This is a genomic window from Actinomyces ruminis (assembly GCF_002154335.2).
GTDB lineage: Bacteria > Actinomycetota > Actinomycetes > Actinomycetales > Actinomycetaceae > Actinomyces > Actinomyces ruminis.
Genome location: NZ_MTPX02000002.1, coordinates 1 through 4,581 on the forward strand (window position 1 = coordinate 1; position 4,581 = coordinate 4,581).

The following is a 4,581-nucleotide window of genomic DNA, read 5'->3' on the forward strand; positions in this document are numbered from 1 at the left end:
GAAAGGCGGTCCGTCTGACGGAACCCGGTCCGACCGCGGGGGGCCCGGTCCAAACACCGAGGGAGTTGACCGTGGTCCTCCCCACAACCCGCCGGGCCGAAGTACCACGTTCGTGCCGATATCCCGTGATGGTTCAGCACGAGGCTGGAGTGTGAGGGTCGTGTTCGGGCGCAGGAGGTCGTGTTCGCCTGGCCGGGCCGGGTCGTTTTGAGGCTTGCGAGGACGTCTTCGGGTCAACAGCTAACAAGGCCGGTGTCGGGCTGACAAGGTCGTTGTCGCTTCCCGGCCCGGATCGTTCAAGGACGTGGACTAGACCTTCAGGACGTCGGCCGGCCGGCGAGGACGCCCTCCCGTGCGGCGTCCTGAAGGACTGGACCACTTCGTCGCGGGTAACTCACTTCCTCGACGCATCCCCACCGACCCGCCACACCCTCGAACCCGAAGAACCGGTTTTCCACAGGACCCAAGCTCCGGGTGGCGGGCCTACGGGTGCGGTGCCATGCTGAGGTCGAGGCCGTCGGCACCGGTGCCGGCGGGAGCAGACAGGAGCCCTCATGCGTATCCGCGGCCACTCCCCCGTCCTGTGGCGTGCCCCAGGAGAGACTCAGATCGGGGCCGAGCCGGGACACGCAATGGTCCTGTCGGGCCTGACCAACGGGGAGCAGCTGCTGCTCGACCGACTGCCGGAGGAAATCCGCCCCGCCGGCATCTACCGCGCCGCCCGCTGGAGTCGAGTGCCGCTGGAGCGGGCCCGCGAGATCGTGCGCGACCTGCGCGAGGTCGGCATCATCGACGCCTCCTCGGAACCGCCAGACAACGCCGATACGCTCTACTGGGACCGACTCACCACCGCCGCGGCCGATCGCACCGCCAGACTGCGGGCAAGTAGCGTGGGTCTGCTGGGTGGTGGGGATCTGGCCCGGGAGATCATCCGCCTGCTGGTGGAGGCCGGGGTCGTGACCATCCTGCCCGACGACGAGGCGCTGGCGGACTGGGCGGCCGACCTGTCCCCCGCGGTGCGTACCCGGGCCCCGCTGGATCTGCGCCCGGACGTGGTCGTCTCCCTGCACGGGCACGTCGTCGACCCGATCCGCTCACGCGACCTGGCGCGAGCGGGCATCACGCATCTGCCGGTGCTGGTGCGAGAGGTGACTGTGCGGGTGGGGCCACTGGTTACCGAACAGTCAGCGGTGTGCACCACCTGCCTGGACCTGTGGGAACGGGACGCCGACCCCTGCTGGCCGGCCCTGGCCACGCAGCTGCGGCTGCTGCCGGCCCCGGTGCTGGAACGACTGCTGCTGCATCAGGCGGCAGCGCTGGCGGCACGGGCGGTTATCGACGTCGTCACCGGGCGCGGGCCACTGTGGAGGGACACAGCGTGGAACTGTCCGCAACCGTCCCCGCGGGGATGGAGCGGCACTGGCAGCCCCACCCCGAGTGCCTGTGCAGCCGACTGGCCGCCGAACCCGCGAACGCCGGCGGAGAGCCGGACGTAGTCGGTACCTCCGCCGACACAGATGAGTCCGCCGCCCCCGCATGAACCGTAGAAGAAGACTAGGGCTGCTCCCCCGCACCGAACTCGCGCACGATCCGCAGCACGTCGGCCCCGTACTCCTTGAGCTTGACGGCGCCGACCCCACGGATCAGGGACAGTTGTGGCAGCACGGTCGGTTTGACGATGGCGATAGAGCGCAGCGTGGCGTCGGCGAACACGGTGTAGGCGGGCTTCGATCCGTCTTTGGCGACTTGCGCCCGCCAGGCGCGCAGTTGCTCAAATAGCGCCACGGTGGCCGGATCGTTCTCCGCCTCGAATTCGGCGGCCGCCTGCTTGGCGCGGGCGCGCGGTCCGCTGCCGGAACTGCGGTGGCTCACCGGAGTGCCGGCCTCGGTGGGCCAGATGCCGTCCAGGAAGCGGGAGGGCTTGCGGGAGGCGCGGCCACCGGGGTTGCGGGCGCGCGCGTAGGAGATGACCAGGTGCTCGCGAGCGCGGGTGACGCCCACATACAGTAGGCGCCGCTCCTCCTCGATCGCGGCCGGCCCCTCGGCCAGGGAGATCGGCAGCAGCCCCTCACAGGCCCCGATCAGCAGTACGGCATCCCATTCCAGCCCCTTGGCGGCGTGCAGCGAGGACAGGGTGACGCCATCAACGGTGGGGGCATTCTGGGCGTCGGCACGGGCGGCGAGCTCGGCCACCAGCCCGTCCAGGTCGGTGCCGCGGCGCTCACCGAGCTGATCGGCCAGCTCCACGATCGCGTTCAGCGAGTCCCACCGCTCCCGCATGGCCCCACGTACTGCTGGCGGCTGCTCGGCCCAGCCCTCCCGGGCCAGCACCATGCGGCGTCCGCCCCGGGGTCCCCGGTCAGCTCGGCGCGCTCGGTGCGGGCGGCGGCCCGCAGCAGCACCATGGCGCGTTTGACCTCGTCGCGTTCGAAGAAGCGCTCGCCACCGCGCACGAGGTAGCCGATGCCGGCGTCGGCCAGGGCCTGCTCGACCACCTCGGACTGGGAGTTGGTGCGGTAAAGGACGGCGATCTCCGACAGGGGCACGCCGGCCGCCTGCAGCCGCTGCACCTGGGCGACCACCCCGGCGGCCTCGGCGACGTCGTCGTCGTAGGCGTCGAAGCGCACGGCGGGGCCGGAGGGCCGCTGGGCCTGTAGCTGCACCGCCCCGGCGGGCAGGGCCAGTGCGCCGGCACCGCGCCGCGAGCGCGACAGCACCCGGTTGGCCAGGGACACCACCTGCGGGGTGGAGCGGTAGTCGCGGGTCAGCCGCACGGTGCGGGCGCGTCGTAGCGGGAGGCGAAGCCGGTGAGGTACTCGGGGGTGGCGCCGGTGAAGGAGTAGATGGTCTGGGAGACGTCGCCGACCACACACAGCTGGCGGCGCCGCCCGAGCCACAGGTCCAGCAGTCGCTGCTGGAGCGGGGAGACGTCCTGGTACTCGTCGACCACGAAGTGCTTGTACTGGCCGCGGATCTGGGCGGCGATGTCCTCGCGGTCCTTGAGGATGCCGACCATGAGCAGCAGCACATCCTCGAAGTCGATGACGCCGCGCTCGGCCTTGACCTCCTCGTAGACGGCCAGCAGCTGGGCGACGGTGGCCGGGTCGAGATCGCCCACCCCAACGCGTCCCTGGGCGGCGGCCGCCTGGGTGTAATCCTCCGGCAGGGTCATGGTGACCTTGGCCCATTCGACCTCGGCGGCCAGGTCGCGGATCAGGGCGCGGTCTGCGGTCAGGCCCAAGCGGTGGGCGGCGGTGCCGACCAGGCGCCCCTTGTGCCGCTCGATCTCGTGGCGGCGCCCGCCGATGGCGCTGGGCCAGAAATACGTCAGCTGGCGCAGGGCGGCGGAGTGGAAGGTGCGGGCCTGGGCGCCGTGTACGCCGAGGTCGGTCAGGCGCGAGCGCATCTCCCGGCGGCCCGGGCGGTGAAGGTGACGGCCAGGACCTGGGTGGGCTGGTAGGCACCCACCGCCACGCCGTGGGCGATGCGGTAGGTGATCGCGCGGGTCTTGCCGGTGCCGGCGCCGGCCAGCACGCACAGGGCCCCCTCGAGGTGCTCGGCCACCTGCCGCTGGTCGGGGTCGAGGGCGTCGAGCAGCTGGGCGGGGCTGGGCAAAGTACCAGGCGTGCCCACGGGGCGCGGGGCGTCGGGTGCCGGGGCGTGGTCATTCATCACCGCCCAGCCTGCCACGTCCATCCGACACGATTGACCGGGGCCGTGCGCACCGGCCGCCCCGGCCGCATGAGCGGCCGGTCAGCCAATGGGGCCGCCGTACCAGTCCTCTATCAGCATCCGGGCGATGGAGGTGGGGCCAGGCAGGGCGACGGTGCCCGCGGCGATGGCCGCGGTGAGTTCGGTGCGGCTGAGGACGACGGCGTCGGAGACCTCGTTGCCGTCGGGGCGGGCCAGGTGCTCTCCGGGTGCCAGGCGGGCCCGGTAGCCGAGCATGAGGGAGCGCGGGAAGGGCCAGGGCTGGCTGGCGACGAACTCCACACTGGCCACCTTCAGCCCGGTCTCCTCGGCAACCTCGCGGACTACGGCGGCCTCTGCGGACTCTCCCGCCTCCACGAAGCCGGCGACGGTGGAATAGCGGTGCTGGTCCCAGGAGGCGCCGTGAACCAGGACGATGCGGTCGGCGTCGTCGGTGACGGCCATGATGACGGCCGGGTCGGTGCGCGGGAAGCTGAGGCGTCGCAGCTGGTGCAGCGGCGGGCCCAGCCGGCCTGCGTGATCTGGGTGCGGCCGCCGCACAGGGGGCAGAAGCCGGAGCGGGCGTGCCAGGCGGCCAGGGCGCTGGCGGGGGTGGCCAGGCCGGCGTCGTGGGCGTCCAGATCGGCGCCGACCGCCCGCAGGGCGGACAGCGGGTAGCGCTCCAGGGCCGCGCTGAGGGAGGGGTGGGGGTGGCCGGCGCCTCGGCATCGGTGGGTGCGGCGAGGTCGTCGGCGGGGACGACGACGGCCAGCCAGGACGCCCCGGCGGCGTCGCCGATGCCGTTGCCCTGTTCGCGGCCCAGGTAGAAGCGGGTCAGGCCGGTGGCGTCGAGGTCGGCGGCGGTCAGGGGTGCGGAGCCGGGGCGGGCGG

1 protein-coding gene and 2 pseudogenes are annotated in these 4,581 nt (G+C 72.4%); 1 reads left to right on the forward strand and 2 read right to left on the reverse strand.

Annotated features, from left to right (window positions below):
• Positions 1-554: 554 nt before the first annotated feature.
• On the forward strand, positions 555-1,496 hold the full coding sequence (locus tag BW737_RS00185) for a Rossmann-fold NAD(P)-binding domain-containing protein (RefSeq protein WP_257210284.1): 942 nt from the start codon (positions 555-557) through the stop codon (positions 1,494-1,496).
• Positions 1,497-1,554: 58 nt separating this feature from the next.
• Here BW737_RS00185 and BW737_RS00190 read toward each other — a convergent pair.
• Both BW737_RS00190 and nudC read right to left on the reverse strand, forming a co-directional pair.
• Positions 1,555-3,672: pseudogene (locus BW737_RS00190) on the reverse strand (ATP-dependent DNA helicase UvrD2).
• A gap of 81 nt (positions 3,673-3,753) precedes the next feature.
• Positions 3,754-4,581, reverse strand: a pseudogene (gene nudC / locus BW737_RS17145) (NAD(+) diphosphatase); the annotation flags it as partial.